The following is a 21,681-nucleotide window of genomic DNA, read 5'->3' as shown; positions in this document are numbered from 1 at the left end:
TGTCATTCTCGTAGAGTCTAGAACGAGGTATCCGAATGGTGAAGCTGCGGGAGATGCCCGCCGGCGCAGGCATTCCCGAGACCAGCGCGACCCGACCACCATCCGAATTCGAAGAGCTGCTCCCCGAGTTCTCCGACGACTACCTCGAGACCGAATACCTGCTCTCCGGCACGGCGAACACCTACACCGGTCCCGCCACCGGGCCGGCCAGCGTGCACAGCAGCGGGCACGAATACGTCACCCGGGTCCTGGCACGCTATCCAAAAGACTTGGGCCGCTTCAGCGGCCGAGTGGTCATCGAGCCGTTCAACACCACCTACGGCATCGACCTGGATGCGCTGTGGCTGCACGTGGCGCCGCTGTTGCAGGCGCAGGGCGACGCGTGGGTCGGCATCAGCGTGCGCGCCTGGTCGTCGGAAGAGCTCAAGCGCCGCAACGCGCACCGCTACGCCGACGTCGACATCGGATCCAACGACCTGGTCTGGGACATGTTGCGGGACATCGGCACGTTCGTCAAGCGGGGTCCCGTCCGGCGCGTGTATCTCGGCGGATATTCGCAAAGCGCGCTTGACGCAGCCACTTTCGCCGCGGCGTTTGGTGACGTCTACGACGGCTTCTTCCCGACCGCGCACGCGGCGAGCCTCACGCCGCTCGCGTTGGGAGAAGGCCTGCCCCGCTTCGAGTACGCCCCGATGCCACCGACCGGGGCCCCGGTCATCGAGGTACAACCGCAAAGCGACGTCGAGGGATTCCGCTTCGACGAGTTCGTCAACCCGGGCAGCGCCTCGGTGCGGCGGCCGGACAGCGACACAAGCGCGGATCGCTTCCGGTTGTACGAAATCGCGGGGGCGCCGCACGCGGCCAAGATCGTCGGCTGCGACGGCGACGGATCGAGCCTTCCGACGGCGGCCTTCGTCCGTGCCGCGCTGCGCAACCTATTCCGTTGGGCCGAAGACGACATCGCCCCGCCGACGGCCCCGCGCATCGAACTCGACGTCGACGACACGGTGGCGCAGGCGGCCGTCGACCGATTCGGCAACGCCCGCGGGGGCGTGCCGTCACCGTTCCTCAACGTGCCGATCGCCCGCTACGAGGCCCACTCGACGCCGGGGCCGGTGTGCGCGCTCGCCGGCCGCGAAACGCCGCTGTCGTACCAGGTGCTCGCCGACCGGTACGGAGATCCGCAAAGCTACCTCGCCGAATTCACCGGCAGCCTCGACGAGATCATCGCGGCGGGCTTTCTGCTCGAAGCCGACCGCGATGCCATCCTGCAGGCTCAGGCCGCAAAGGCGAAGGCGGCATTCGCATGACGGCGACGACCGTGCCGGTGCCGGACGCCCTCGAGCAGGCGTTGTCTCCGGACTGGCTCACCGCGGCGCTGCAGCCGCAATTCCCCGGCATCGCTGTTTCCGCGGTCGTGCCGGGGCCGGTGGTCGACCGGATCTCCACCAATGCCCGGTTTTCCGCCGAGTGCGCCGACGGGCGATCGCTGGCGTTGTGCGTCAAGGGCTATTTCAACGAGATCGGCCGTACGGCCCGCTATGTCGGCGCACCGGAAGCATTCTTCTACCGGGACCTGGCGGCGTCGACCGGGGTGCGCACGCTGCGCAGCGTCTACGCCGACATCGACCCGGTCACGCAGCACGGCGTCGTCATCACCGAAGACGTTGCGTCCCAGGGCGCGACGTTCCTGGACGGCAACAGCCCCTACACACCCGACCAAACCGCAGACACACTCGTCGAATTCGCCCGGCTGCACGCGGCAACGTGGGCCGACCCACGCTACATCGACGTTCCGTGGCTGGCGCCGCAGCTGGGCCGCGTCCTGGAAGTGTGGGGCGAATCCGCAACGATCGAGATCATCGCCCGCAACCTCGACAGCACGGACGACGCCCATCGGCTCGTCGACGCGTACCGCGACCTCGCGGCGGAGGCGGCATCGGGAACCTGGTGTGTCATCCACGGCGATGCCCACGTGGGCAACCTCGTTGTCGACACAGGCGGGACAGCGTCCCTGGTCGACTGGCAACTCGTCCAACGCGGCAAGTGGTATTTCGACGTGGGCTACCACATTGCCTCGACGCTGACCGTCGAAGAACGTCGCAGTAACGAACGAGATCTCTTGCGGCACTACCTCGATGCCCTGGCTTCCCACGGCGTCACGCCGCCGCCATTCCACGAGGCGTGGCGCGCCATCGCCGGCGGCATGCTGCACGGGTTCTTTCTCTGGGGCATCACCACCAAGGTCGATCCCGCGATCATCGTGACGCTGATACACCGGCTGGGCACGGCCGTCGCGGACAGGAGGCAATAGATGGAGGCCAACGCGTTTGACGGAATGCGCGTCGTCGAGTTGGCGCAGTGGGTGTTCGTCCCGGTGGCCGGGGCGCTGCTGGCCGACTGGGGCGCCGACGTCATCCGCATCGAGCGCCTCGAGGGTGACCCCTACCGCGGTCTGGCGACGCAGGGCATCGGCACCGACCGCGGTGGCGTGAATCTTTCGATGGCCCTGGCCAATCGGGGTAAGCGGTCGATGGCGCTGAACCTTCGTCACGAGAGCGGCCTGGCCGTGCTGCACGAATTGCTCTCCACCGCAGACGTTTTCCTCACCAGCCTGCGACCCGGCGCGCTGGGCCGGCTCGGGCTCGACGCAGCCACGCTGCGCAAAAGGTATCCCACCCTCGTCTACGCCCGTGGCCACGGCTTCGGCACCCGCGGGCCGGACGCCAACCAGCCCGGCTACGACAGCTCGGCGTTCTGGGCGCGCGGGGGAGTGGGCCACATCCTCACCCCGCCCGACCGCGACTACCCGATCAGCCAGCGCGGCGCCATGGGCGACCGAAACGGCGCCATGGCCCTGGCTTTCGGCATCGCGACCGCGCTGCTCAAACGAACCAAGACCGGCGTCGGCTCGGTGGTCGACGTGTCGCTGCTGGCCACCGCGATGTGGACGCTGTCGTCGGATCTGCTCGCCGCACTCAACGGCGGGTCGGCCGAGCCGATGGGCGGCCGCGGGCCGGCCGTCAACCCGCTGGTCGGGAACTACCGCACCAAGGACGGCCGCCACATCCAACTGATGTTCCTGCAGGGCGACCGCTACTGGCCGGAATTCTGCCGGGTGGTCGGCCGCGACGACCTCATCGACGATCCGCGCTTCAATGACCTCGCGGCGCGCCGCGCCAACGCCGAAGCTTGTGTGGCCGAACTGGATTCCATCTTCGCCCGCCACACGCTCGACGAATGGAAGGAACTGCTGGCCAAACTCGACGCCCCCTGGGCACCCATGCAATCCGTCCAGGAGGTGATCGAGGACCCGCAGATCGCCGCCAACGGCTATGTGGGCGAGGTCAGCCTCGAAGATGGCCAAACCTATCGCCTGCCGTCGGTGCCGGTTCAACTCGACGAGGAGGCGGCGCCGTTGCGGCGCGCACCCGAGCACGGCGAGCACACCGAGGCCCTGCTTGAGGAACTTGGCTACGACTGGGACGCGATCTCAAAGCTGATGGAACAGGGCGTGATTCCGTGACCGCGCGCCCGGTGCCGGTCCCCGATGAGGCATCGGCCCCGTTCTGGGCGGCCGCGGCCGAGCACGTCCTCACCGTCGCCCGCTGCGGACAATGCGGCCAGTTCAGCATGCCGCCCGACGTGGTGTGCCCGCACTGCCGCAGCACCGAGCCCGGCTTCGAGTTCACACCCGTCAGCGGCCGCGGTACCGTGCGGTCGTGGACCGTCGTGCGCCAGGCCTTCCTGCCGGGATTCGAGGACGACCTGCCGTTCGTGCTCGTCGACGTGGAACTCGTTGAGCAGAAGGAACTTAGGTTGATCGGCCGGTTGCTGGACGGGCCACAGAAGGAGCTCCACGTAGGTAACGCCGTCACGGTCGGCTTCGAGGACCTTGCCCCCGGCGTGGCCGTACCGGCATTCGAGCTCACCCGGTGAGGAACAGGGTCGCCCTGGTCGGCTACGCGCACACCCAAGTCGTGCGCCACGCCGATCGGCCGTTGGGGGCGCAGGCCGTTGAAACCGCCCGCGCCGCAATCGCCGACGCCGGCCTGCGCCTCGACCAGATCGACGGCTTCGTCAGCTCGAGCCTGCTGCCCAGCGCGGGAGGGCGGGCGGCTGAGGACGGCGTCAGCACCGTGTCCTCCGCCTGGCTCGCACAGCATTTGGGTGTCGAGCCACGCTACGTCGCCGGGTTCGACGGCATCGGCCAGATCACCGGCTCGGTCGGCATGGCGGTCAACGCGGTCGCCAGCGGCGCGGCCGACTACGTGTTGCTGCACCGCGCCCTGCACAATCCGGCGGGGAAATATCACGCCAACCCCATGCGGCAGGCGTCCGGCCCCCTGCAGTGGACCGCGCCCCAAGGGTTTTTCGGGCCGCTGGCCATGATCGCCCTGCCCTACAACGAGTACCTGCAACGGTACGGCGCGAGGCGCGAGTCGATGGCCGCCGTCGTGGTGGAGGCGCGCAAGAACGGCGCGCGGATCCCGTGGTCGTATTGGCATGGCCGGCCGCTGAGCACCGACGAATACCTGGAAGCGCCATCGCTTTTCGATCCGGTCTGCCGCTATGACTGCGACATCCCGGTCGACGGGGTGGCCGCCTTCGTCTTCACCTCCGCCGAACGCGCCAAGGATCTGCCGCATCCGCCGGTGTATGTCGCCGGTTATGCCGCCGGCGCCCCTGCCCGGCAGCGACTTCCGCTGCACTGGCCGCTGGACGACATCCTTGACGGCGGCGCGCACACGGCGAGGCGGCTGTGGGAACAGGCGGGCATCACGGCCGACCAAGTCGACCTGCCGCAGGTGTACGACGGCTTCTCGTCGTTCGTGTGGTTCTGGCTGGAGGTGCTCGGGTTCTGCCCGCCGGGTGAGGCGCATCGCTTCGTCGAGTCCGGCGGCATCGACAGCGACCGCCCGGATGCCATACCGGCGCTCTCGGGCGGCGGTGCGCTGGGAAACGGGCGCATGCACGGCATACCGCAGATGCTCGAGTGCTACCTGCAATTGTCGCGACGGGCCGGTGATCGCCAGCGCGACAACGCGACCATCGGGTTGGCTTGTCATTCGTCACCGCATTTCGGCGGGGCGGTGGTCTACAGCGCGGAGGCATTTTGAGAGTTGTGCTCTTAGATTCGGCAGAATATCGTTCTACTGTTACTAGCGTTGAGGAGTCGCTGTGACGGTTCCATCCGAGTCGTGGGTCGAGCGCGCGGTCGATCGGTCAGCCGCCGTGCAGCGTTCCCGCACCCGCATCGCCAACCAGGTCAGGTTGATGCTCGACGCCGCGCGGCGACTCATCCTGGTGAAGGACGATTTCACCACCCAGGAACTGGTCGCCGAGGCCGGCGTCGCACTGCAGACCTTCTACCGCTACTTCGCATCGAAGGACGAGCTGCTGCTGGCCGTGATCGGCGACGCGATGACCGAGGCCTGCGAGCGATGGGGCCGCGCCGCCGCCGAGATGGCCGACCCCCTGGACCGGTTGCGGTTCTACATCACCGCGCCGCTGGAAATCTTCGACGGCGATAGCCGCCGCGCCGCCGGCATGCGGTTCACCGTCGCCATGCACTGGCACCTGCACCGCATCTTCCCCAAAGAGCTTGCCGAGGCCGAAAGGCCGTTCGTGGACCTGTTACTCAAGGAGATCAACCACGCCGCGGACGCCGGGTTGCTGCGTCCCCGCAACCCCGAATCGGATGCCTGGTTCGTCGTCGAACTCCTGCGCGCGGTCAACCACTACTACGCCTACGCGACACAGACCGGCGACGACTTGAATGCGACCAAGGAAAACCTGTGGCAGTTCTGCCAGACCGCGTTGGGGGTGAGGGCATGACCGAAAACAGCGAATTCGACTCCATCGATTTCTTCACCGATCCGTCGCTCGTCCCCGATCCCCAGCCGTATTTCGACTATCTGCGCGGCAAGGCGCCGGTCGTGCGCGAGGCGCATCACGGCGTCGTCGCCGTCACCGGCTACGACGAAGCCATGTCCTTATACAAGGACATCGACTCGTTCTCCAGCTGCATCGCGGTGGGCGGCCCGTTCCCGCCGCTGCCGTTCGAACCGTCCGGCGACGACATCAGCGCTCAGGTCGAGCAGCATCGCACGAAGTTGCCGCTGCACAAACACATGGTGACGATGGACCCACCGGAACACACCCGGGCGAGATCGGTGTTGAGCCGGCTGTTGACGCCCGCGCGGTTGAAGGAGAATCAGGAATTCCTTTGGCGGCTCGCCGATCAGCAGCTCGATGAGTTCGTCGAGAGCGGCGAATGCGAGTTCCTCGAAGCGTATTCCAAGCCGTACTCACTGCTTGCCATCGCCAACCTGCTCGGCGTTCCGGAAGCCGATCACGACGAATTCCGTGCCGTGTTTGGGAATTCGCATACCGTAGGTAATCTCGAGCACGATCCCGCCGCGATCAACCCGCTGGATTTCCTCGACGAGAAGTTCCACTTTTACATCGAAGACCGGCGTCGCGAACCGCGCGGCGACGTGCTGAGCGATCTCGCGGGCGCGAAGTATCCCGACGGATCGACGCCGGAGGTCGTCGATGTCGTGCGCACGGCCACGTTCTTGTTCGGGGCCGGTCAGGAGACGACCGCGAAGCTGCTCGGCGCGGCGTTGCGAATCCTTTGCGACCGGCCGGATTTGCAGCAGACACTGCGCGACGACCACAGTCTCATCCCGGCGTTCATCGAAGAAACCCTGCGGATGGAGAGCCCGGTCAAGACCACCTACCGGCTCGCCCGCAAGTCGACGTGCGTGGGTGGCGTCGACATCCCCGCCGGCACCACCGTGATGGTCGCCCCGGGGGCGATCAACCGCGATCCCCAACGCTTCGACGACCCACACGAATTCCGGCTCGACCGGCCCAACGTCCGGGAACACATCGCGTTCGCGCGCGGCGCACACACCTGTCCCGGCGCGCCGCTTGCCCGCGTCGAAGGCCGGATCTCGATCGAGCGAATCTTGGACCGCATGACCGACATTCGCGCCAACGAGGCCAAACACGGACCCGCGGACCACCGCCGCTACACCTATGTTCCGACCTACATCCTGCGGGGGCTGACCGAGCTCCACCTCCAATTCACCCCCACCGCTTAGCTGGTGCACGGTGAGGCGGATGGCGGCGGTCGCGAGCGGGATCTTGGTGGGGATCCTCGCCGTCGGCGCACCGCCGGCGGACGCGTCCGGCGAGTGGGGACTCAACGGGACCTACGCCGCGCTGTCAAACGGTCAGTGGGCGCAAACCAACGAGATCTACCACGACGAAGCCAGCGTCCGCAGCACCTGGACGATCAACACCACCTGTAGCACGCCGGTCGAATGCACCGGGTGGGTCACCAGTGATCAAGGCTGGAGCGCGGACACGAGCATTCACGGCAGCGAGTGGGTCGTCAAGCGCGACATTCCCAATTGGCAGCCCTGCCCGGACGGCTCCGCCCGCACCGGACACCAGATCTACCGGTTTTACCCGGTGGACGAAAGGGGTTGGATCTCTTGGGATTCGACGGTCCTCGCCGGTTTCGATAAGACGGTCGGGGACAGCGGTGCCTGCGGGGTGAACAAGGCGCTGGTGATCACCATGCCGTTCCGCCTGGAAAAGCTCGGCTAACTAGCCCGAAGCCTTGGGGCCCCACCATAACTCGTGGATGTGCTTGTCGTTGCGGCCGGCGTACATGACATGCTGCGTGCCGTCCACCACATAGCCGATCGGTCCGTTGCCGCCCGAGACCGGCGCACCGGTGGCGGCGGTCAAATCATCCAGGTGCCAGCCGTTGCGGTCCCACCACAGCTCGTCGAATTTGTTGTCGTCCACGATCACATGCTGGGTGCCCTGGGCTTCAAAGGCATATCCCGACACTGACCACGGCGAGCCCGCGACCCCGGTCGCCGCGGTCAAATCGTCCGTGTGCCAACCGGAGTGATCCGACCACAACTCCCGCAGGTGGGTGCCCTCCAGGGGATAGCTCTTGTAGATCACGTGCTGGGTGCCCTGCGCCGCGAACGGGTAAGCGGAGAAGAACCCGCCGATCGACGGCGGGGCGCCGGTCGCTGCGGTCAGGTCGTTGTTGTGCCAGCCGTTGGCGTCCGACGACAGTTCGTGCATATGTCCGGCACCCTCATCCCGGTAGAACACGTGCTGGGTGCCCTGGAACACGTAGCCCTCCGGGTGGCTACCGAGGTCCACCATGACCGAACCGGTGACCGCGGCCAGATCGTTATAGTGCCAGCCCTTTGCATCCCACCACAGTTCGTGGAGCTGATCGTCGGGCCAACCGCGATAGAACACGTGCTGGGTGCCCTGACCCTCAAAGCCGTACCCGGTGATCGCGTCGCTCGACAGCGGGGAACCGGTCAGTGCGGTCAGATCCTCCACATGGGTGCCGCTTTGATCCCACCACAGGTCTTCGATGTGATGTTCGGTGCTGAGATAAACCGCGTGTTGGGCGCGCTGGAACGCGTATCCCGCGACGTCCAACCTCGAGAGCGGAGCGGAGGCGGCCGCGCTGAGATCCTTGAAGTGCCAGCCGATGCCGTCCCGCGACAGGTCCACGATGTGACCCGCCGTGTTGGCGTAGAGCACGTGCTGAGTGTTGTCGGGCTGGGAGATGTAGCCGGCGATGCCGCCGAGGGCAGCCGCCGGAGCGTTGGTCAGCGCGCTCAGGTCCTGCGTTTGCCATGCGCCGGGCGCAACCAAGGACGCGGTCGGCGTCGTCGACGCACCCGTGCTGGCCGTCTGCTTCGATGCGCACCCCGTCACGCCCGAGGCGACGATGCCCACGGTTGCGGTGAAGGCGATCAAAAGGGTGGACTTCATCGCTGAATCTCCTGCCATTTGGACGCAACTGGAATAAGAATGAGGCAGGTTTGGTGTGCTGTCTTTTGTTTGCCGGAAATGCCGACCCTAGGACTCGAGGTGAAGCTGATGCGAGACCGATGCAGGATCGGCCTAGCAGCGATCACGGCCAGCGCGCTGGTCAGCTGGTTTGCCACCGGGACCTCCGCAGCCCAGTCGGCGTGCGACCAACTCGGCGGAACGGTCGACCCCGGCCAGACTTGCCACGTGCGCAGCGCTACCGCCACCTACAAGATCGACTTCGGCTTTCCGGTCGACTACCCCGACCAACAGCCGGTGGCCGACTATCTGATGCAGACGCGCGACGACTTCGTCAAGTTCGCCCAGTTGCCCGCTGCGCGCGATTGGGGCGCGCCGTATCAACTGATAGCGCAGGGGGAAACCTACCGATCGGCCGGCACGCAGAGCCTGGTGCTGCGGATGGGCCAGGACGCCGAACCCCACCCGGTCAGCTGGTTCAAGGCGTTCAACTACGACCTGACCAAGCGCGCCCCGATCACCTTCGACACCCTGTTCAAGCCGGGCACCAATCCGCTGGACGTCGTGTATCCGGCGGTCCAGCGCGCGGCCCAAAAGCGTTCGGGCTCAGCAACACCGCCGACGCTGAACGGCGGGCTCGACGTCAGCAACTACCAAAATTTCGCCATCACCGACGACGCGGTGACCTTCTATTTCGGCCAGGGACAACTGCTTTCGCACGCCGACGGTGAATTCGAGGTCCCGGTACCACGCGCCGAGCTTGCCGCCATGCTGGCTTAGTGGCCGCCGGCCTTGGCCGCGTACTGCGAGCAGTAGGCGTCGATGCTCGCGCCGACGAAGTAACCGGCTTGGTAGGCCGGCATGGAACTGCTGTTCAACACGTCACTGGCCACCTGCGTGGGCGTCTCACCGCCATCGAGTTTTTGGCAGACGCTATGACCGGCCTCGATTGCGTGTTGAGCCGACACATGGTCGGTGATGCCCTCCGACTTCATGGCCGCCAGGAACTTGGTGTCGTTGCTGTCGGCATGAGCCGTCGACACCGCTCCCAGCGGGCCAACCAAGGCGACGGCGATAGCTATGAATAGGCGCTTCCTCATCTTCAGATCCCCCCACTGAAATGAACTGCCGGTGCTCTGGTTAATCGCTCGAAGTGAACGCGGAGTTAGCCGCCGACTAAATGTCGACGGCGGCGACATTACGTCCTTAGGGCACTATAACCAGCGACAACTGTGGGCTCAGGCGATCAGCGCGACGCATAGCGCGCAAACCGCCAAGCCCTGCAGCGCCGCACGCGCAGTGATCACACGATCCCAATTAGCTTGCAGGACACGCGCATTCGCGGGTACCACGCGGTCTCGCGCGGCGGCGGTGAGCTGCCGATTGATGGGTGCGCTCACCGTTAAATACAGCGTGAGCCAAACCAGCAACAACGCCAGCGCGGTGCCCGCAAGGGTGGCCACCGTCCAGCGGCCGGCCGCGGCGGCGAGTGCGGCGCTGGCCGCCGCGGCGAGCAGCCCGAGCACGCCCGGAATCGGCATGCGGCGATCACCATAGCGATGCACGTGGCCCATCACGGCCACCAGCGCCCCGTCGTCGACGAACGCCAGTGCCGGTCGTTGCACGAGCGCGCAGAACACGTCGGTGCCAAAGACCACGGCGGTGCCCAGGACCGCGAAAAGCGCGGCGGCTTTGGCGAGCTCGATCATGCCGCACCGAGCTGCTGAAAGAACTCCATCGTGTTCAGCTCATCCCAGTGTTCGACGAACACGTCGTCGGCGACCCGCCAGATGTCAATGGAGCGCATCTCGACGCGGCGCCCGGTGGCGGGAATTCCCATGAAATCGCCGCGATGCGTACCCCGGTACACGAAGCGCCCGACCACTCGATCGCCCGAGACGACCAGATCCTCCATGGTCGCCGTCAGATCCGGAAATGCCGCAAAGAACCCGGTCCAGAACTGCCGGTTGGCCTCCCGCCCGTCGTCGACGTACGCGTTGTGATTGCGGTAGTCGCGGGCCACGAAGCGATCGACGAGGTCCGGATCGTGGTCGTTGAGCATTCTCAGGTACGTCTCGGCGAGGTGCCGGCTGGTGTCAGTCATGCTAGCAACGCTAACCCCTGCCCGACCAGGCGTCAATAGCGTCGCTAGTGTTCCTAGCGGTGCTACCATACTGGGCATGGCCACCGAAGACCGTCGTACCCGCGAGCGCGCCGCGCGGCATCGGCTGATCGTCGACACCGCTCGCCGGCTCGCCGAGACCGAGGGTTGGGACGCCGTCACCACCCGGCGGCTGTCCAGCGAGATCGAATACAGCCAACCGGTTCTCTACAAACACTTTTCGGGCATGGACCAGGTCGCCGCCGCCGTCGCGCTCGACGGCTTCGACGAGCTGGCCCGCCGGCTACACGCCGCGCGAGCCGACGCCGCCACCCCCGCCGCTGCGCTGACCCGGCTCGCGCACGCCTACCTCGACTTCGCCCGGGACAACCCCGCCGTCTACGACGCGATGTTCACGGGGCGCACCACGTTGCGTTTCGCGGCCGACGACACCCCAGCCGCGTTGGTGACCGCCTTCGACGCGCTGCGCCAGGCGGTGTCCGCGGTCGTCGAGGACGCGGACGCGGATTCCCTGACCGAGGTGTTCTGGGCCGCGCTGCACGGGCTGGCCACCCTGGGCCGCGGCGCCCGGCTACGTTCGGACTACGAGCGCGAGCGCGTCGATCTGCTCGTCGCGCGGTTCTGCGGCTGAAAGACGTTGTCAGTCAAGGTCATACGAGTCACGGGACACCCGGAAATAGTGCCCGCTGCCGCTATCCGCGCATCGCATGCCCGAGGCCTCGCTGACGCAGGACAGCGTTCCCGCGGATGCGGTCTGACCGTAATCGAGCGTCGGCTCGCCCGGGAGGCGCAGCGTATCCCCGTGGCAGTGGATGGCGGCAGGCTTGCCCGGTTCCAGCACGAACCGATTGCCCCAGGCAATGTGTTGTGCGCACGCCGGCGGCGGCGGTGGCTGATAGGTGTAGTCGCTGATATCGCAGGCGACCCCATCGGCGCCCAACATGCACGCGATATTGCCCGACGGGGATTGAAACGATTCGCTATCCGCCTGCGCCGGTGCTGCCAGCATGATTGCTGCCGCGGCCGTCGCCAGCACTGTGAGCCCGATTCTCATTTGCTGAGCGTAGCGCCGACGCCGCCGCCCCGGCGGATTTTGTCAGAGGGGCTGCGTATCTTGCCAGCCATGAGGTTCGGTGGGCTATTCGGGTTGCTGCTGCTGATCGCGATCATCATCAAGTTCATCTGGTGGATCCTCGCGGCGGTCGCACTGGTTGTCGCCTTCTTCATCGCGCGGGCCGTCGTGCGCCACCACGACGAACGGCGGGCCGCCGAGGCGCGTCGCCGCGCCGCTCTTGTCGCGCGTGCCGATCGGCAGCACAACTGGGTCATGCGCGGCGACGACCGCGGGATCTACGGCACCGAAGGCGCCGAGCTCATGCACTACCTTTTCCCGAGTCGGCGCTACCGCTGATTGCTACCATCGCGCGGTGAGCGATGTGTCGAGGCGCGATGTTCTGAAGTTTGCCGGCGTCGCGCCGGCGGCGCTCGGCGTCGCCGCGACATTCGAGGCACCGCGGGCCGCGGCAAGCGTCGCCGGCGCGGCCGTCTTCCTCGACCCCGGCCACAACGCCGTCAACGATGCGTCGATCAGCCGGCAGGTCAACAACGGCCGCGGCGGCACCAAAGAATGCCAGACGTCCGGGGCCGCCACCAATGACGGCTATCCCGAGCACGCATTCAATTGGGCCGTGGTCGGATTGATCCAGGCCCAGCTCGATCAACTGGGCGTTCGCACGCAGTTGTCCCGCGGCAACGACAGCTCCGTTGGACCCTGCGTCGACGAACGCGCGGCGGCGGCCAACGCGATGCACCCGGATGCGATCGTCAGCATCCACGCCGACGGCGGACCCCCATCGGGCCGCGGATTCCACGTGAACTACTCCAGCCCGCCGTTGAACGACGTCCAGTCGGGCCCGGCGCTGCGGCTTGCCCACGCGATACGCGACGCCCTGGTTGCCGCCGGCTATCAGCCGTCCACCTATCTCGGGTCCGACGGACTGTACGGCCGAGCCGACCTCGCCGGCCTGAATTTGGCTGAATACCCGGCGGTTCTGGTCGAACTCGGGAACATGAGAAACGCCGAGGAGGCCGCGCAGATGGAAAGCGCCGACGGCCGGGCAAGGTATGCCGTGGCCGTCACGAACGGGATCGTGGCATTCCTAAATGGCAAAGCGCCGGCCGGGTAGCGACCATGTCCGCGGAAGAGTCCCGTGTCGGAACGACATTCGGCAAGTACACGATCACCGGCGTGCTCGGCAGCGGGGGCATGGGCGAAGTCTACGAGGCGCACGACAACGAAATCGGCCGAACCGTCGCCCTGAAGATCATCAAGAGCCAGTTCGCCGACGATCGGCAATACCGGATCCGGTTCGAGCGGGAGTCCCACGCCGCCGCCAAGTTGCAAGAGCCGCATGTCATCCCGATTCACGGCTACGGCGAGATCGACGGCTGCCTGTTCATCGACATGCGACTGGTCCGCGGCACCGACCTGCAGACCATGATCGACACCGCGCCGCTGGATCCGTCGCGGGCGGTGGCCATCATCGCGCAGATCGCCGCCGCGTTGGACGCGGCGCACGCCGAGGGTTTGATCCATCGTGATGTCAAGCCGCAGAACATCATTGTCACGCCGGCCGATTTCGCGTACCTGGTGGATTTCGGCATCGCCGAGGCGATTGGCGATACCCGCCTCACGGCGGCCGGCGCTCAAGTCGGTTCCTTTGCCTACATGGCGCCCGAGCGATTCGGGGGCCAGGAGATCACGCCCGCGATCGACGTCTATGCCCTGACATGTGTTCTCTACGAAGCGCTTACGGGCCAGATGCCGTTTCAAGTCGATACCCCGGAGGCGGTAATCGCGGCCCATCTGGCCTACCCGCCGCCGCAGCCGAGTCTGACGAACCCGGATGTTCCGGCTTCCTTCGACGACGTCATCGCCCGTGGCATGGCCAAGGAACCCGACGATCGGTATGGCAGTGCGGGCGCGTTGGGGCGAGCCGCCAACCGCGCGCTGAAAGGTGTCGGTACCACCTCGGTCGAGTCGACGGAAAGGGCATGGGTGCCCCAGACCCCGAAGCCGCCCGAACGTCCGCGCGATCGCGCGCGTTGGCTCGTGCCGACCGTCATCGCCGTGTCGGCGGCGTTGGTTCTGGGCGCGATCGGCGTCGTGATCGCGCTGCTGGCCAAGCTGAACATCCATGGCCCCGGGCCGGCCCCGACCACCTCGATGAGACCGTCGATGAGCGCCCCAGTCGGACCGGCGCCGTTGGTGACCGGTCCGGATCAAAGCATCAGCCACACCGTGTGCGACCAGGGCTTCCAGGTCGCGAGCGGAACCGGGTACGGGACGCACGCCGGACGCGGATCGGCAGGGACGTCGTGCTTTTTCGCCAACTCGGTGATGCTGGCGTACTGGAACACCTACGGCAACGCCAGCACCATGCAGCGCTCGGTGTCGGCGCAAGGAGCGGTGCCCTGCGATACCGTGCCGGGCGCCATCTGCGATCCGCGCAATACCGCCAACTTCCTCATGCACTGCGCCGGCGACGGTGCCAACCCCTGGATCAAGTGCACCGGCGGCAAGGACGCGGTTGTCTACCTCTGGTAGCGCCGGCAGCGTCATCGACCTCTACCAACGCCACGCCGCCGCCTGGTCGCGTGATCGCGGCGAAGACCTTTTCGAGCGGGCATGGCTGGATCGGTTTCTGGAACTGCTTCCGCGCGACCCGACGGTGCTCGACCTCGGCTGTGGATGCGGCGTGCCGATCGCCCGCTACCTCATCGAACGCCGCTGCCGGGTGACTGGCGTGGACGGCGCGAGCGCCATGATCGCCATGTGCGAGCAGCGCTTCCCCGCGAACGAATGGCTCGTCGCGGACATGCGAACGCTGCGACTGGACCGCGGCTTCGACGGAATCATCGCCTGGGACAGCTTCTTTCACCTGTCGCAGTCCGATCAACGCCAGATGTTCGCGATCTTCAAGCGCCACGCGGCGGCCGGCGCCGCGCTGATGTTCACCAGCGGCCCGTCGGCCGGCGAGGCGGTGGGCAGCTACCGGGGCGAGCCGCTGTATCACGCGAGCCTGGACGGCGCCGAATATCGCGCGCTGCTGCACGACGCCGGCTTCAACGTGGTGACGCATGTCGTGGAGGATCCCAGCTGCGGCCTGCGCACGATCTGGCTGGCACAGACGACGGTGTGAGGCCGCGTAGCGGCGCTCTGGTGCCGCCCGCCCTTCGGCCAAATGCCCGCCGCCGCAGGGTCGTTCACCCCCTGATTACCTGCGCGACGACCAGCCCGAGCGCGATAACACCGACCAGGATCAGACCCACACCCAGGTAAGCCGGTGAGGGCTGGCGTGGCAGCGGGAGGCCGCGTCGCATGGCGCGATCGGCCCGTTGCCAGCGCAGCGATCCCATCCCGCTGGTGAGAATTGCCAGCGCCGCGAGCAGGACGCCGAGCGCCCGCCGCGCGCCGGGGATCCCCAGCTCCGGGACGATTTGTACCAGCGCGACGGCGGCGGCGAGCAGCCCGAGCGAGGTGCGCTGCCAGGCCAGAAAGGTCCGTTCGTTGGCCAGGGTGAAGCGGTAGTCGGGCTCGGTCTCGGCCGGGCTGTCGGATTCTTGGTCGCCGGCGGACACGTCGCAGATCTTAATTGACGGCATGATGAGTGTGTGGTCAAGGCGCTGTTGTTCGACGTGCAAGGCACGGCGATGGATTTTCACTCGACCGTCTGCGGCGAGGCGCAGCGGATCAGCGCCGGTCGCCACCCGGGCGTCGATTGGCCCGACATGGTGCGGCGTTGGCGGGCAAGCTACTTCGCCGCGCTGGAGGCTGCGCAGACCACCCACCAGGGCTGGGTTTCGGTGCACTCGGTTTACCGCGACGCATTGGACACCGTGCTGGATGAATGCGACATCACGGGGTTCACCGACGCCGAGCGCGAGGAGCTCACGCTGGCGTGGCAACGCCTGACGCCGTGGCCGGACGTGGTGGCCGGCCTGACCCGGCTGAAAAGCCGGTTCACACTGGCCACCCTTTCGAATGCCGATGTCGCCGCGGTGGTCAACATCTCCAAGCGAGCGGGCTTGCCCTGGGACACAATCTTCGCCGCGGAAATGGCCGGGGTGTTCAAGCCCGACCCGGCCATCTATCGCATGGCCGCGACCTACCTCGGTCTGGACGGCACCGACATCATGATGGTCGCCGCCCACAAGTACGACCTCCGGGCCGCCGCCCGGCTCGGTTTTCACACCGCTTTCGTGGCCCGGCCCTTGGAATTCGGGGCGGGCGGCGATGTCGACGTGCACTACTCGGACGAGTTCGACATCAACGCCGCTGACTTCCTCGATCTGGCACAGCAACTGGGTTGCTGACAAGGACTTTCACGCCTGCTCGGCGGAGGACAGCACCTCGTTGGCGGCGCGTTCACCGGAGCGGATCGCCCCGTCGATCCAGCCGCACATTTTCGGCGACGTTTCGGTGCCGGCCCAGTGGATGCGGCCGCACGGCTCGCGCAGTGCGTGGCCGAACTCGGTGAGCACCCCGGGGGGCGCATGGCTCAACATGCCGCCGCCGGAGTAGCGCTCGGCGCTCCAGTCCTGCTCGTGGTAGTCCACGGGTTTGCCGGCCTTGGCGCCGAACCGCTGGGCCAGGGTGTCGAGAACCGTTTGGCGGCGCTCGGTTTCGCCCAACCGCGAGTGCTGGCGCGCAATGGGACCCTCGCTGACCACGCACAAAATCCCCGGTGTGCCGGTGTCGGTGCAGGCGTCGATGGTCACCGGCGCCGCGGTTCCGGGTGCGGCGGACTGACCGCACAGACCGTCGGCCCGCCAGAACGGCTCGTCGTAGACGATCGAAATCTTCACGATCGCGCCACTCGGCATCCGCTGGTGCAGAAACGACCGATCGGCGGGAAGCATTGGCTCGTAGGTGATTTGGCTGGCGATCGCCAACGGTACCGCGACGATCACCCGCCTGGCCCGCACGCTGTCATTCTCCGAGCGGACGGTGACACCCTCGGCGTCCTGGGTGATGGACCGGACCGGCTGCGACAGCCGCAGCGCGTCGCCCAGCTCGGCGGCGACGGGCCGGTAGATCGCACCCATGCCGCCGATGACCCGGGAGTCCTGGGATGCGTCCTTGCCGCCCAACACGAATCCGGGCCCGCCGCCGGACGCCATCTGATACAGCACGAACAGCATCGACACCTCGGAGGCGGCGGACGTGTAGCAGCCGGAGACCGCGGTATCGAGTAAGTCGTGCGCCGCTTTGGATTTGACGTTCCTGTCCAGCCATTCGGCCAACGTCATGCGATCCCACTTGGCCGCCTTCTTAGCCTCCCAGGGGGCCTCGAGCGGAATCGACTTGCACAACTGGCTCAGTCCGTAGAAGCCCGCGCCGAGGTTCAGCGACGCCCACGGGCTCATGGTCCACGGGACCGTGCCCGAGTAGCGATACTGCTTGCCGTCGACGACCATCATCGCTTCGCCGTCGTGGTACTGCTTGAAGGTCTTGACGCCGAATTCGGCCATCAGCGCGTGGATTCGGTCCTGGGTCGGCCCGACCCACGCGCCGCCGCGGTCGATCCACGATCCGTCGTCGCGCATCTCGGTGAAGGTGCGGCCGCCGACCCGATCGCGGGCCTCGAGTAACGCCACCGACCGGCCCGCCTGCTTGACGCGCAGCGCCGCGGTCAAACCCGCAAAACCGGCACCCACCACGCAGACATCGGCGTCGGTCATCGAGCGGTCCACGCGACCGGCAGGCTCTTGATGCCGTGGATGAATTGCGACAGCAGGCGCGCGGGTTCCGCCGTCGCGACCAAGTCCGGGACTTCGCGGTGCAACTCGTCGAACACCACTCGGATCTCGCGACGGGCCAGGTTCGCGCCCAGACAGAAATGCGCGCCGCCACCGCCGAAGCCGAGGTGCGGGTTGGGGTTGCGCGCGACGTCAAACGCCCACGGATTGTCGAACTTTGACTCGTCACGGTTGGCCGAGTTGTACCACAGGATCGCCTTGTCGCCGGCGGCCATCTTGGTGCCGCTGAGCTCGAAGTCCTGGGTCAGGGTGCGGCGCATGTACACCACGGGCGACGCCCAGCGCACGATCTCCTCGACGGCGGTGGGCGCCAGGGCGTCGAAGTCCGACCACCATTTGTCGCGTTGCTCGGGATAGCGGGACAACGCCAGCACGCCGTGGCTGATCGCGTTGCGGGTGGTCTCGTTGCCGGCCACCACCAACAGGATGAAGAACGACGCGATTTCCTGCGATGTCAACCGGTCGCCGTCGACTTCGGCTTCCACCAGGCTGGTGGTCAGATCGTCGTGCGGATTGGACCGGCGATCCTCGGCCAGCGCGCTGGCGTAGGCGCCGATGTCCATCGAAACCTGAAGGAATTCCTCGAAATCCAGCGTCAGGTCGGGGTCGCCGAACCCGAGGATCACGTTGGTCCAGTGGAAGACTCGCTCGTGGTCCTCCTCGGGAATGCCCATCATGTCGCAGATCACCTGCAACGGCAGCGGCCCGGCGAGTTCGCTGACCACATCGGCTTGCCCGTCGGGATGATTGGCGATCATCCCCGCGACCAGGCGGCGAGCGCGCTCGCGCACCGACTCTTCAATGCGGGCAACCACTTTGGGTGTGAACGCCCGGCTGACGATCGAACGCAGCCGCTGATGCCGCGGATCGTCGAGCACGATCATCGAGCCGAAATACTCGGCCAGTTCCGGGGTTTGGTCGTTGACGGTGATGCCGCCGGCGGAACTGAAAATGTCCGGGTGGCGGCTGGCGAAGTGGACGTCGTCCAACTTGGTCAAGGCCCAATACCCGCTGCCGGTCTCAAAGCCCTCGAACTCGATCGGGGACCAGAACGAAATCGGGGCCTCGCGGCGCAAGGTGGCGAAGGTGCCGTCGCGGACGTCGTCGTTGCGGGCCCAGAAGTCAAGCGATTCAAGATGGATGTCGGAAAGCGGAATCTCCGGCGGCGGCGTGCCGTTGACGCGCTTCTTCAGGCCCTTCTTGACGCCTTTGACGCGCTTGTCGCTTTTGTTGCGGATGTCGCTGATGTCGAGGCCCACGCGATCCTCCTAGTTCCGACTCAATGCGAACAGACCGCCCGCCCCGGGGTCCCCGACGCTGTCGCCTTGAACACCGAGTTGCCGTCGACCACGATGTTGCAGGAGACCTGGCCGTCGCCCTCCACGCTGAGCACGTATACCTGCCCGCCGAATGCGGTGAATTCCGTCGACCACGGCAGGGGCACATTCACGATGTGCTTCTGACCGGTATCCAGTTGGTAGTTGATGGCTTGCGCCACGCCGGAACCGCTCACTTCGTAGCGGACCCGAGGGAAAGCGTCCGCGTTAGCCACACCGCACGTAGCCGCGAATCCGGCCGCCACCGCGAACAGGACTGAGCCGCCGCCGAGAGCCCATCGACTGGTCATGGTTCCTCATCGTGTCACTACAGGCATGTCGCGTCGAGGGTTTCGGGTCGTTTGGGGTCGAGCAGCGCTTAGGGTGAGCGGTGAGCGAAAGGTTGATTCATGGGCGAATTGTCAGCAAATCGCGCGGCAAAGCGTGTAGTGGTGTGGGGCACCGGCTTCGTGGGCAGGATGGTGATCGCGGAGATCGTCAAACATCCGGCCTTCGAGTTGGTGGGCGTCGGCGTCAGCAACCCGAACAAGGTCGGCCGCGATGTCGGCGACATCTGCGGGCTCGGCGAGCCGGTGGGCATCACCGCCACCGACGACGTCGAGGCGCTGATCGCGCTGAAACCCGATGCGCTGGTGCATTACGGACCGACGGCCATGCACGCCAAGGACAACATCAAGCTGATCACCGCCTTCCTGCGCGCCGGCATCGACGTGTGCTCGACGGCGATGACGCCGTGGGTCTGGCCGACCATGCACCTCAATCCGCCGAACTGGATCGAGCCCATCACCGAGGCCTGCGAGCTGGGGCAGTCGTCCTGCTTCACCACCGGCATCGACCCCGGCTTCGCCAACGACCTGTTCCCGATGACGCTGATGGGCCTGTGTTCCGAGGTGCGGCGGGTGCGCGCGTCGGAGCTGCTGGACTACACCAACTACGAGGGTGACTACGAATTCGAGATGGGCATCGGCCGCGAGCCCGAATTCAAGCCGATGCTGGAAGACCGCGACATGCTGATCTTCGCGTGGGGCGCCACCGTCCCGATGATCGCGCACGCCGCCGGCATCATGCTCGACGAGATCACCACCACCTGGGACAAGTGGGTGACGCCCACGGAGCGCAACTCGGCCAGGGGCGTGATCAAGCCCGGTCATGTCGCCGCGGTCCGGTTCACCATCAACGGCATCTACCAGGGTGAGACGCGGATCCAGCTCGAGCACGTCAACCGCATCGGACTCGACGCCGCCCCGGACTGGCCGAGGGGCCACGACAACGACGTCTACCGAGTGGACATCGAGGGGACGCCGAGCATCTTCCAGGAGACGGCGTTCCGGTTCACCGACGGCTCCGGGCGCGACGCGGCCACGGCCGGATGCCTGTCGACCGGGATGCGGGCTTTGAACGCGGTCCCGGCGGTCAACGATCTGCCGCCCGGCTGGGTGACCCCGCTGGATCTGCCGCTGATTGCCGGGGTGGGCACCATCCGCTGACCAGCGTCTAGGTTGCGCCGACGGGGGGATGGGACGCATGGCTGACGTGGCCGGGCCCGCGCTGGGCTTGTCCATCGGATCCACGAATCTGGCCGCGGTAACCGCCGAGCAGGCGATCACCCGCAAGCCCGTGTTGACGCTGTATCGCCACCGTCCGCCCGAGGTCGGCGTGCCGTCGGAAAATCCGAAGCTGGACGAGCTCGGCGTGGTGATCACCGGCTTCGTCGACCGGGTGGGCGACCCCGTCGCCATCGAGGCCGTCGACGGCTCGGTGCATCGCAGCGAGGTGTTGGCCGCCGACGCGCTGCGCGCGCTGGCCTACATCGCCGCCCGCGGGCGGCCCGTGCCCGACAGCATGGTGATCGCCTACCCCGCGCATTGGCCGCGCAGGGCGGTCGACGAGCTGGGCGCGGCGTTGAGCGGGGTGTCGGAGTGGTCGAACCGTGCGCGGCCGCCGACGCTCATCCCGGATGCCGCCGCGGCGCTGTTCGCCGTGCGCGCCGCCGCAGGCATCCCGGAGCGCGGAATTGTCGCGGTGTGCGACTTCGGGGGCGGCGGGACCAGCATCACGTTGGTCGAGGCCGCGGGCGAGTACCAGCCGATGGGCGCCACCGCGCGATGTCGTGACTTCTCTGGCGACCTGCTCGACCAGGCGATGTTGACGGCCGTGCTGGCCAATCTGCCCACGGGTGGGTTCCGGGGCGTCCCGCGGCTGGCTCGGCTCCGAGCGGAATGCCGAATCGCCAAGGAGCGGCTCTCGGCGAGGACGGTGACCACGCTGCTCGATATCCAGGTCACCAGGGCCGAACTGCTCGACGCTATCAGCGATTCGCTCGCCAACTTTATGGCATTCTTCGAAACAACCTTGCGGAGCAACGGAATTCGCGAGTCCGACGTCGCGGCGGTGGTTTCGGTCGGTGGGGGAGCGAGCCTGCCGATGGTCACCACCACACTGTCGGCGCGGTTCGGGGTCCCGGTTGTGACGACGCCGCGCCCGCAGCTCGCCGCCGCTGTCGGTGCCGCGTTGCGCGCGGCGCGCGGTACAACCGATGTCGGTGCGATCACC

Annotated in this window: 25 protein-coding genes and 1 pseudogene; 17 read left to right on the top strand and 9 right to left on the bottom strand. The window is 66.8% G+C overall.

Features of this window, described 5'->3' with window-relative positions; genetic code table 11:
• Positions 1–35 precede the first annotated feature (35 nt).
• The 8 genes from G6N66_RS16340 (at position 36) to G6N66_RS16305 (ending at position 7,623) form a co-directional block, all read left to right on the top strand.
• Positions 36–1,310: an alpha/beta hydrolase domain-containing protein gene (locus G6N66_RS16340; RefSeq protein ID WP_232079326.1), complete on the top strand. Its 1,275-nt coding sequence runs from the start codon at positions 36–38 to the stop codon at positions 1,308–1,310.
• The gene (locus G6N66_RS16335) at positions 1,307–2,314 is read left to right on the top strand and encodes a phosphotransferase family protein (RefSeq protein WP_085231129.1); all 1,008 of its coding nucleotides are present in this window, start codon (positions 1,307–1,309) and stop codon (positions 2,312–2,314) included. Before G6N66_RS16340 ends, G6N66_RS16335 begins: the two co-directional genes overlap by 4 nt.
• Positions 2,315–3,526, top strand: a complete 1,212-nt coding sequence (locus G6N66_RS16330) for a CaiB/BaiF CoA transferase family protein (RefSeq protein ID WP_085231128.1) — start codon at positions 2,315–2,317, stop codon at positions 3,524–3,526. It begins immediately after the preceding gene.
• Positions 3,523–3,939 carry a Zn-ribbon domain-containing OB-fold protein gene (locus G6N66_RS16325; RefSeq protein WP_085231127.1) on the top strand — a complete coding sequence of 139 codons (417 nt, stop codon included), beginning with the start codon at positions 3,523–3,525 and terminating at the stop codon, positions 3,937–3,939. The genes G6N66_RS16330 and G6N66_RS16325 overlap by 4 nt, the downstream gene beginning before the upstream one ends.
• Entirely contained in the window at positions 3,936–5,120 is a 1,185-nt protein-coding gene (locus G6N66_RS16320; protein ID WP_232079325.1) for a thiolase family protein, read from the top strand. Before G6N66_RS16325 ends, G6N66_RS16320 begins: the two co-directional genes overlap by 4 nt.
• A gap of 115 nt (positions 5,121–5,235) precedes the next feature.
• Entirely contained in the window at positions 5,236–5,838 is a 603-nt protein-coding gene (locus G6N66_RS16315; RefSeq protein ID WP_085231272.1) for a TetR/AcrR family transcriptional regulator, read from the top strand.
• Entirely contained in the window at positions 5,835–7,112 is a 1,278-nt protein-coding gene (locus G6N66_RS16310) for a cytochrome P450 (protein WP_085231125.1), read from the top strand. Before G6N66_RS16315 ends, G6N66_RS16310 begins: the two co-directional genes overlap by 4 nt.
• Positions 7,113–7,131: 19 nt before the next feature.
• Positions 7,132–7,623, top strand: coding sequence for an Rv2253/PknI dimerization domain-containing protein (locus tag G6N66_RS16305; protein WP_085231124.1), 492 nt, complete (start codon positions 7,132–7,134; stop codon positions 7,621–7,623).
• Here G6N66_RS16305 and G6N66_RS16300 read toward each other — a convergent pair whose 3' ends face one another.
• Entirely contained in the window at positions 7,624–8,829 is a 1,206-nt protein-coding gene (locus G6N66_RS16300; RefSeq protein ID WP_085231123.1) for a hypothetical protein, read from the bottom strand.
• Between the two features lie 108 nt (positions 8,830–8,937).
• Here G6N66_RS16300 and G6N66_RS16295 point away from each other — a divergent pair, with 108 nt between their 5' ends.
• The gene (locus G6N66_RS16295) at positions 8,938–9,627 is read left to right on the top strand and encodes an esterase (RefSeq protein WP_085231271.1); all 690 of its coding nucleotides are present in this window, start codon (positions 8,938–8,940) and stop codon (positions 9,625–9,627) included.
• Here the strand turns inward: G6N66_RS16295 and G6N66_RS16290 are convergent.
• The 3 genes from G6N66_RS16290 to G6N66_RS16280 form a co-directional block, all read right to left on the bottom strand.
• Positions 9,624–9,947 carry a DUF732 domain-containing protein gene (locus G6N66_RS16290; RefSeq protein ID WP_085231122.1) on the bottom strand — a complete coding sequence of 108 codons (324 nt, stop codon included), beginning with the start codon at positions 9,945–9,947 and terminating at the stop codon, positions 9,624–9,626. The genes G6N66_RS16295 and G6N66_RS16290 overlap by 4 nt on opposite strands.
• Before the next feature lie 138 nt (positions 9,948–10,085).
• Positions 10,086–10,556 carry a DUF1772 domain-containing protein gene (locus G6N66_RS16285; protein ID WP_085231121.1) on the bottom strand — a complete coding sequence of 157 codons (471 nt, stop codon included), beginning with the start codon at positions 10,554–10,556 and terminating at the stop codon, positions 10,086–10,088.
• On the bottom strand, positions 10,553–10,951 hold the full coding sequence (locus tag G6N66_RS16280) for an ester cyclase (RefSeq protein ID WP_085231120.1): 399 nt from the start codon (positions 10,949–10,951) through the stop codon (positions 10,553–10,555). Before G6N66_RS16280 ends, G6N66_RS16285 begins: the two co-directional genes overlap by 4 nt.
• A 76-nt stretch (positions 10,952–11,027) precedes the next feature.
• Here G6N66_RS16280 and G6N66_RS16275 point away from each other — a divergent pair, with 76 nt between their 5' ends.
• Positions 11,028–11,600 carry a TetR/AcrR family transcriptional regulator gene (locus G6N66_RS16275; RefSeq protein ID WP_085231119.1) on the top strand — a complete coding sequence of 191 codons (573 nt, stop codon included), beginning with the start codon at positions 11,028–11,030 and terminating at the stop codon, positions 11,598–11,600.
• A gap of 9 nt (positions 11,601–11,609) precedes the next feature.
• On the opposite strand, the gene G6N66_RS16270 is transcribed toward G6N66_RS16275, so the two are convergent.
• A complete protein-coding gene (locus tag G6N66_RS16270; RefSeq protein ID WP_085231118.1) occupies positions 11,610–12,023 on the bottom strand; it encodes a DUF6636 domain-containing protein in 414 nt (137 codons plus the stop codon).
• Positions 12,024–12,092: 69 nt separating this feature from the next.
• Between G6N66_RS16270 and G6N66_RS16265 the strand changes: the two genes are divergently transcribed.
• From G6N66_RS16265 to G6N66_RS16250, 4 genes are read left to right on the top strand one after another with little or no spacing between them, the layout of a single operon-like run.
• The gene (locus G6N66_RS16265; RefSeq protein WP_232079324.1) at positions 12,093–12,380 is read left to right on the top strand and encodes a hypothetical protein; all 288 of its coding nucleotides are present in this window, start codon (positions 12,093–12,095) and stop codon (positions 12,378–12,380) included.
• A 25-nt stretch (positions 12,381–12,405) separates the two neighbouring features.
• Positions 12,406–13,155 carry an Rv3717 family N-acetylmuramoyl-L-alanine amidase gene (locus G6N66_RS16260; protein WP_085231269.1) on the top strand — a complete coding sequence of 250 codons (750 nt, stop codon included), beginning with the start codon at positions 12,406–12,408 and terminating at the stop codon, positions 13,153–13,155.
• 5 nt (positions 13,156–13,160) lie between these two features.
• Positions 13,161–14,576, top strand: coding sequence for a serine/threonine-protein kinase (locus tag G6N66_RS16255; protein ID WP_085231117.1), 1,416 nt, complete (start codon positions 13,161–13,163; stop codon positions 14,574–14,576).
• Positions 14,560–15,171 (top strand): class I SAM-dependent DNA methyltransferase, encoded by a 612-nt coding sequence (locus tag G6N66_RS16250; RefSeq protein WP_085231116.1) that lies wholly within the window; start codon positions 14,560–14,562, stop codon positions 15,169–15,171. Before G6N66_RS16255 ends, G6N66_RS16250 begins: the two co-directional genes overlap by 17 nt.
• A 64-nt stretch (positions 15,172–15,235) precedes the next feature.
• Here the strand turns inward: G6N66_RS16250 and G6N66_RS16245 are convergent, their stop codons facing one another.
• Positions 15,236–15,634 (bottom strand): YidH family protein, encoded by a 399-nt coding sequence (locus tag G6N66_RS16245; RefSeq protein ID WP_085231115.1) that lies wholly within the window; start codon positions 15,632–15,634, stop codon positions 15,236–15,238.
• A gap of 48 nt (positions 15,635–15,682) precedes the next feature.
• Between G6N66_RS16245 and G6N66_RS16240 the strand changes: the two genes are divergently transcribed.
• The gene (locus tag G6N66_RS16240) at positions 15,683–16,345 is read left to right on the top strand and encodes a haloacid dehalogenase type II (protein ID WP_085231266.1); all 663 of its coding nucleotides are present in this window, start codon (positions 15,683–15,685) and stop codon (positions 16,343–16,345) included.
• A gap of 9 nt (positions 16,346–16,354) precedes the next feature.
• Here the strand turns inward: G6N66_RS16240 and G6N66_RS16235 are convergent, their stop codons facing one another.
• The 3 genes from G6N66_RS16235 to G6N66_RS16225 form a co-directional block, all read right to left on the bottom strand.
• The gene (locus tag G6N66_RS16235; RefSeq protein WP_085231267.1) at positions 16,355–17,713 is read right to left on the bottom strand and encodes a flavin monoamine oxidase family protein; all 1,359 of its coding nucleotides are present in this window, start codon (positions 17,711–17,713) and stop codon (positions 16,355–16,357) included.
• Positions 17,710–18,984 carry a cytochrome P450 gene (locus G6N66_RS16230; RefSeq protein WP_139825029.1) on the bottom strand — a complete coding sequence of 425 codons (1,275 nt, stop codon included), beginning with the start codon at positions 18,982–18,984 and terminating at the stop codon, positions 17,710–17,712. Before G6N66_RS16230 ends, G6N66_RS16235 begins: the two co-directional genes overlap by 4 nt.
• Before the next feature lie 86 nt (positions 18,985–19,070).
• Positions 19,071–19,418 carry an MmpS family transport accessory protein gene (locus G6N66_RS16225; protein WP_085231114.1) on the bottom strand — a complete coding sequence of 116 codons (348 nt, stop codon included), beginning with the start codon at positions 19,416–19,418 and terminating at the stop codon, positions 19,071–19,073.
• Between the two features lie 99 nt (positions 19,419–19,517).
• On the opposite strand from G6N66_RS16225, the gene G6N66_RS16220 reads away from it, so the two are divergent.
• Positions 19,518–20,615 carry an NAD(P)H-dependent amine dehydrogenase family protein gene (locus G6N66_RS16220; RefSeq protein WP_085231113.1) on the top strand — a complete coding sequence of 366 codons (1,098 nt, stop codon included), beginning with the start codon at positions 19,518–19,520 and terminating at the stop codon, positions 20,613–20,615.
• A 37-nt stretch (positions 20,616–20,652) separates the two neighbouring features.
• Positions 20,653–21,675, top strand: a pseudogene (locus G6N66_RS16215) (Hsp70 family protein); the annotation flags it as partial.
• Positions 21,676–21,681: the final 6 nt, after the last annotated feature.

The sequence above is a fragment of the Mycobacterium conspicuum genome (genome assembly GCF_010730195.1).
Taxonomy (GTDB): domain Bacteria; phylum Actinomycetota; class Actinomycetes; order Mycobacteriales; family Mycobacteriaceae; genus Mycobacterium; species Mycobacterium conspicuum.
This window is presented reverse-complemented; position numbering and strand designations above follow the sequence as displayed.

Excerpts from the sequence above, each read along its gene's own strand:
- G6N66_RS16340 (WP_232079326.1), top strand. The coding sequence starts at position 36 with ATGGTGAAGCTGCGGGAGATGCCCGCCGGCGCAGGCATTCCCGAGACC.
- G6N66_RS16335 (WP_085231129.1), top strand. The coding sequence starts at position 1,307 with ATGACGGCGACGACCGTGCCGGTGCCGGACGCCCTCGAGCAGGCGTTG.
- G6N66_RS16330 (WP_085231128.1), top strand. The coding sequence starts at position 2,315 with ATGGAGGCCAACGCGTTTGACGGAATGCGCGTCGTCGAGTTGGCGCAG.
- G6N66_RS16310 (WP_085231125.1), top strand. The coding sequence starts at position 5,835 with ATGACCGAAAACAGCGAATTCGACTCCATCGATTTCTTCACCGATCCG.
- G6N66_RS16305 (WP_085231124.1), top strand. The coding sequence starts at position 7,132 with ATGGCGGCGGTCGCGAGCGGGATCTTGGTGGGGATCCTCGCCGTCGGC.
- G6N66_RS16300 (WP_085231123.1), bottom strand. The coding sequence starts at position 8,829 with ATGAAGTCCACCCTTTTGATCGCCTTCACCGCAACCGTGGGCATCGTC.
- G6N66_RS16295 (WP_085231271.1), top strand. The coding sequence starts at position 8,938 with ATGCGAGACCGATGCAGGATCGGCCTAGCAGCGATCACGGCCAGCGCG.
- G6N66_RS16290 (WP_085231122.1), bottom strand. The coding sequence starts at position 9,947 with ATGAGGAAGCGCCTATTCATAGCTATCGCCGTCGCCTTGGTTGGCCCG.
- G6N66_RS16285 (WP_085231121.1), bottom strand. The coding sequence starts at position 10,556 with ATGATCGAGCTCGCCAAAGCCGCCGCGCTTTTCGCGGTCCTGGGCACC.
- G6N66_RS16280 (WP_085231120.1), bottom strand. The coding sequence starts at position 10,951 with ATGACTGACACCAGCCGGCACCTCGCCGAGACGTACCTGAGAATGCTC.
- G6N66_RS16275 (WP_085231119.1), top strand. The coding sequence starts at position 11,028 with ATGGCCACCGAAGACCGTCGTACCCGCGAGCGCGCCGCGCGGCATCGG.
- G6N66_RS16270 (WP_085231118.1), bottom strand. The coding sequence starts at position 12,023 with ATGAGAATCGGGCTCACAGTGCTGGCGACGGCCGCGGCAGCAATCATG.
- G6N66_RS16265 (WP_232079324.1), top strand. The coding sequence starts at position 12,093 with ATGAGGTTCGGTGGGCTATTCGGGTTGCTGCTGCTGATCGCGATCATC.
- G6N66_RS16255 (WP_085231117.1), top strand. The coding sequence starts at position 13,161 with ATGTCCGCGGAAGAGTCCCGTGTCGGAACGACATTCGGCAAGTACACG.
- G6N66_RS16245 (WP_085231115.1), bottom strand. The coding sequence starts at position 15,634 with ATGCCGTCAATTAAGATCTGCGACGTGTCCGCCGGCGACCAAGAATCC.
- G6N66_RS16240 (WP_085231266.1), top strand. The coding sequence starts at position 15,683 with ATGGATTTTCACTCGACCGTCTGCGGCGAGGCGCAGCGGATCAGCGCC.
- G6N66_RS16235 (WP_085231267.1), bottom strand. The coding sequence starts at position 17,713 with ATGACCGACGCCGATGTCTGCGTGGTGGGTGCCGGTTTTGCGGGTTTG.
- G6N66_RS16225 (WP_085231114.1), bottom strand. The coding sequence starts at position 19,418 with ATGACCAGTCGATGGGCTCTCGGCGGCGGCTCAGTCCTGTTCGCGGTG.
- G6N66_RS16220 (WP_085231113.1), top strand. The coding sequence starts at position 19,518 with ATGGGCGAATTGTCAGCAAATCGCGCGGCAAAGCGTGTAGTGGTGTGG.